3 protein-coding genes are annotated in these 2011 nt (G+C 40.0%); 1 reads left to right on the top strand and 2 read right to left on the bottom strand.

Annotation, left to right across the window (positions count from 1 at the left end; genetic code table 11):
- The first annotated feature begins 171 nt into the window (after positions 1–171).
- Positions 172–720, top strand: a complete 549-nt coding sequence (locus tag AACR75_RS17845; RefSeq protein WP_017046272.1) for a GNAT family N-acetyltransferase — start codon at positions 172–174, stop codon at positions 718–720.
- A gap of 122 nt (positions 721–842) precedes the next feature.
- Here AACR75_RS17845 and AACR75_RS17840 read toward each other — a convergent pair whose 3' ends face one another.
- Together AACR75_RS17840 and AACR75_RS17835 are read right to left on the bottom strand one after the other, a co-directional pair.
- A complete protein-coding gene (locus tag AACR75_RS17840) occupies positions 843–1142 on the bottom strand; it encodes a type II toxin-antitoxin system RelE/ParE family toxin (protein WP_047691236.1) in 300 nt (99 codons plus the stop codon).
- A complete protein-coding gene (locus AACR75_RS17835) occupies positions 1139–1381 on the bottom strand; it encodes a type II toxin-antitoxin system ParD family antitoxin (RefSeq protein ID WP_017045414.1) in 243 nt (80 codons plus the stop codon). The genes AACR75_RS17840 and AACR75_RS17835 overlap by 4 nt, the downstream gene beginning before the upstream one ends.
- Positions 1382–2011 lie beyond the last annotated feature (630 nt).

The following is a 2011-nucleotide window of genomic DNA, read 5'->3' as shown; positions in this document are numbered from 1 at the left end:
CGGCTTTAGTACAAAATTGAAGTTCAGTGTTTACGGTGTGTTTTTTAAGTTCGGCGGTGCGTTGTCAACCCCTTAGCCGGACGTTATGTGCTGAATGTATGCGATTGAACTTGAAGACTCTATCTACACAAGTAAAATGTTTGGGTAAGCTGAATTTTTAGAGGAAGAAGTATGTTTCCAATTAGTTTTGAAAGGGTATATGGCCCAAGGCATAGTTGTTTTGATAGGGCCTTTAATTTATATCAGAATAGTTTTCCTGTATACGAGCAGCGTTTTAAAATTGACCAGATTGATGTTTTGTCAGATTGCGAATATCACTTTGAACTCGTTATGAGTGAAGATGAGTTTTTGGGAATTCTTCTCACTTGGGAAACGACGGATTTTATTTACATCGAACACTTAGCTATAGTGCCGGAAAAAAGAGGCTATAATATCGGTTCTTATGTTTTAGACTGCTTGAAGCAGAGTGCAGAAAAACCAGTCATATTGGAAATAGATCCTCCCAAAGATCCAGTATCTATAAAGCGAAAAGAGTTTTATGAAAAATCTGGCTTTATTGAAAGTCTGTTGACTCATAAGCATCCCCCTTACCGGATTGGATGGGATGCTCATGAGCTGAAAATAATGTCATACCCTCAAATATCTGATGAAGTTTATCTAAGTTTTAAAAACTATCTCGAGAATCATGTTATGAAATATGCGGAGGCTCATCGGTCGTAAGCACATAACAAACGCTTTAAGAGGGACTTCCAACGCGTGGCATTTTTATTATGCGTTAGTTTCGGTGGTTTCAGTGTTATGCGGAAGCTTGGTATTAGCGTTGTCAGCCCCTTAAGCGGGCGTTATGCGCCAAAGATTGGATTTACATCCATACTCTTATGCAAGATTCTTATGATTTGGATGTTTTGGCTACCAATTTGCTGATAAAAAATCACATGGCTTCCTTGTGGAAATTTTCGGTAGTCATCTCTGATTTCATCACAAGTTTTACCGATATCAGGATTTTCAGCGAGTAGCCAAAATGATTCATCGAATTGTTTGAGATAAATATTTCGTTGCTCGCGGCCCCACCTGCGAGAGGTAAATAAGGCAATATCTTTTAAATCGGATTTTGCCTTGTTGGTTAGTTGGAATGGTTTCATTTTCTTTCTTCGCTATCTAGTTCACTGATAAACGAATCGAGGTCATAATCAGCCATACCACTTTCTTCACCTTCAACGAGCAGTTGTCGTAAAGTGTTCATTTTCGTTTCTTGTGTTTCGAGTAAACGTAGGGCAGAACGAATTACTTCACTTGCTGAGCCATAGCGTCCACTTTGGATTTGGCTACTAATGAAACCATCAAAGTGGTCGCCGAGAGTGATGCTAGTATTTTTAGCCATTGTAATCTCCTAATACCAAATAGTACCTAATTATGGTATTAATTTGAGGTAATCGCAAGTGGCGCATAACAAAGCATTTAAGACGGATTCCCAACGCTTGGCATTTTCAGTTTGAATTAGCTTAAGTGATTACGGCACAATGGGTTAGGTTTGGTGGAGGCGTTGCTCACCACTTAATGCGGCGTTATGCAACTCAGGTAAATTTAGGGGTTTAATCTTTTAGGATTTCTCCGGCCATTCGTTTTGTGTTGTCGGCAAATGAGCACTTTTACCCTTAGATTCGTGGTTCACTCAAACCGTAAAACAGGCAAGGTTCTTTGTTTGCCTCAATCAGTTTTAGCGTTGGCTTGCTGCCAATTCAGCGTGCGCAAAGTGTGGAACGGGCAAGTTTATCGAGCATTTTGTACTTGCTGAAAGTCTTGCTTGTTGAGTTTGTCTCATTCAAAAGCTTGGTTTGTTGTTGAACGGTGGACTTTGTTTTGGCGGCTTATTTATCTCGGCTCCTACTTGGGTTGGTTCTTGAATCACTCAACCATTGCAATTGTGGCTTTTGGTCGTGTAAATTCAGTTTACCTCATTGAATTTGCATAACAAACGGCTCAAGAGGGATTGCCAACGCTTGGCGACTTT

Origin of the sequence: Vibrio sp. ZOR0018 (genome assembly GCF_963865925.1) — a bacterium.
Classification (GTDB): domain Bacteria; phylum Pseudomonadota; class Gammaproteobacteria; order Enterobacterales; family Vibrionaceae; genus Vibrio; species Vibrio anguillarum.
Note: the sequence above shows the minus strand (reverse complement) of the source record. Positions and strands in the feature narration are given on the sequence as shown.